3 protein-coding genes are annotated in these 2,439 nt (G+C 69.9%); 2 read left to right on the top strand and 1 reads right to left on the bottom strand.

All coding sequences use genetic code 11. From position 1 onward, the window contains the following. On the bottom strand, window positions 1-160 hold a 160-nt coding region (locus ACFWF3_RS32220), incomplete at its 3' end, for a TetR family transcriptional regulator (RefSeq protein ID WP_379317601.1). Window positions 161-388: 228 nt separating this feature from the next. Between ACFWF3_RS32220 and ACFWF3_RS32215 the strand changes: the two genes are divergently transcribed. Further along, window positions 389-1,510, top strand: coding sequence for a methyltransferase (locus ACFWF3_RS32215; RefSeq protein WP_379317599.1), 1,122 nt, complete (start codon window positions 389-391; stop codon window positions 1,508-1,510). A gap of 136 nt (window positions 1,511-1,646) precedes the next feature. After that, the gene (locus ACFWF3_RS32210; protein WP_379317597.1) at window positions 1,647-2,327 is read left to right on the top strand and encodes a peptidylprolyl isomerase; all 681 of its coding nucleotides are present in this window, start codon (window positions 1,647-1,649) and stop codon (window positions 2,325-2,327) included. Window positions 2,328-2,439 lie beyond the last annotated feature (112 nt).

The following is a 2,439-nucleotide window of genomic DNA, read 5'->3' as shown; positions in this document are numbered from 1 at the left end:
CCCCCTTGGAGATCCCGGCACGCTCGGCGATCCGGGCCAGAGAGGCGTTGGCGTACCCGAGTTCCGATACGACCTCGACGGTGGCGGCGATGATCTGCCGCCGTCGCGCCTCCTCGATGAACGAGCGGTGTTGCCCATCCGGCTTGTTTTCTGGCCGCATGGTCAGAATTTAGCACGAACGACCTGAAAATGCGCCCTAGATGACGTCAGCCTGGGCCGATGCGGCAGAATGAGGAATCCCTCCCGCGGAAAGGCAGCAGTGGTGACGCTCGACACGGCCCTCGACGACGCAATCGGTCGCATCCCGGCGCACTAGCGACCGACCTCGGCGTCGGGCATCGCGTCGATGCACCCGAGTCACCAGCACCGTCGATCACCGGGAGAGCCCGTGTCCACCATCGCATGGACCGAAGAGCACAGTCAGCACACCGCCGTCTGGCATTCGGAGAACGGCGCGCCCGCGCCGCGCACCGTCACCACCGCCGACGACCGGCTCTCGGCCGATCACGCGTATCGCCGCATCAGGGCCGGTGAGGCACTGCTGTGGCAGGGCGATTACAACAATGGTCGCCAACTGTTACAAGCGCTGGGCCGGCGCGCCGATCGCAAGCCGGCGAGGAAGCCCGCAGGCGGTGATCTCGGCGCGCTCTACGAACACGAGCGAATCCGAAGGCGCACCCGGGCGGGCATTCTCGGCAGTCTCCTGATCCGGCTGGGCAAGGGCTACGAGCTCGATCTGCGCCGGGCTCCCGACGTGGCGGCGGCGTGCGAGGCGGCGTACGGTCCGGCGGACGCCGAACGCGTGGTCGCCTTCACCGAGCTCCTCGGTGTGGTGAGCGCCTACCGGTGGCAGCAGCAGGGTGTCGAAGTCCCCGCGCTCGGAGCGCGGGTGTACCCCGGATACGGCGTGTTCTCGCCCACCCGAAGCGAATACGTCGATCTCGTCGCCGACGCGCCACTGGATCCCGAGATCCGCACCGCGTTCGATCTCGGTACCGGCACGGGCGTGCTGGCCGCGCTGCTCGCCACCCGCGGCGTCCCCGAGATCGTCGCCACCGACATCAACCCGCGGGCGTTGCGGTGCGCGAAGGACAACGCCGAACGGCTCGGCTTCGGCCGGACGATCGCCGTGACCGGACCCACCCTGTACCCGCCCGGCCGCGCCGATCTCGTGGTGTGCAATCCGCCCTGGCTGCCCGGCGTACCGACGTCGGACCTGGAACGCGGTGTCTACGACCAGGATCAGTCGATGCTCACCGAATTCGCCCGCGACCTGCGCGCGCACCTCACCGCCCACGGCGAGGGCTGGCTGGTGCTGTCCGACCTCGCCGAACTGCTCGGCCTGCGCCCGCCCGACCACATCCCCCGCCTGCTCGACGACGCGGGCCTGTCCGTGCTCGGCAAGCTCACCACGCGGCCGCGCCATCCCCGCGCGACCGATCGCGACGACCCTCTCGCCGCGGCCCGCACCGCCGAGACGACCACACTGTGGCGGTTGCGGACTCGCTAGCGAAAGCACAGGATTCTGTGTCGATCACACGACGAGCGGACCGGATCCGGTGGTCTGTCCCCACGCGAGCCGCTGCGGCTGGCAGGATGCGCGGTACATCGTCCGGCAGCACCGCTCTCGAGGAGATCCCGCCAAGGTGACCAGCATTTCGCAGGACCGACCCTTCATTCGCGCGCTCGTCGGCGTCGGCATCGCCGCGGCCGCCCTGGTCGCACTCGCCCCCGCCGCGCAGACCGCACCGGTGCGGCAGGCAGTGATCCCCGGCTGCGCACCCGCCGCGGCGGGTCAGCCCAACGGCAAGCAGTGGCCCACCGAACCGGCACTCACCATCGACACCGCGGCGAGCCACACCGCCACCCTCGACACCACCTGCGGCGCAGTCACGATCGCGCTCGATGCCGCCGCTGCCCCGCGCACGGTGAACTCGTTCGCCTTCCTCGCGAGCGAGGGCTACTTCGACCACACCCGCTGCCACCGGCTCACCACCCAGGGCATCTTCGTGCTCCAGTGCGGCGATCCCACCGCCACCGGCATGGGCGGCCCCGGCTACAAGTTCACCGACGAGAACCTCGCGGGCGCCGTCTACCCGGCGGGCACCGTCGCGATGGCCAACGCGGGCCCCGGTACCAACGGCAGCCAGTTCTTCCTGGTCTACCGCGACACCCAGCTGCCGCCGAACTACACCCCCTTCGGCACCATCACCGAGGGCCTGGACGCGCTGACCAACGTCGCCAACGCCGGTGTCGCGGGTGGCGGCGCCGACGGCACCCCGGTGGCCGATGTGGTCTTCAACGCCGTGACCACCACACAGGGCTGATCCACGACGAGGGCCGCGCCTCCCGTTTCGGGAGACGCGGCCCTCGTCGCAGCAGGCTGGTTCGATCAGCCGGCGCTGATCGAACTGAACAGGTTCTGGATGGTCTGCAGGA

The organism is Nocardia sp. NPDC060220 (assembly GCF_042727815.1).
Classification (GTDB): Bacteria; Actinomycetota; Actinomycetes; order Mycobacteriales; family Mycobacteriaceae; genus Nocardia.
Note: the sequence above shows the minus strand (reverse complement) of the source record. Positions and strands in the feature narration are given on the sequence as shown.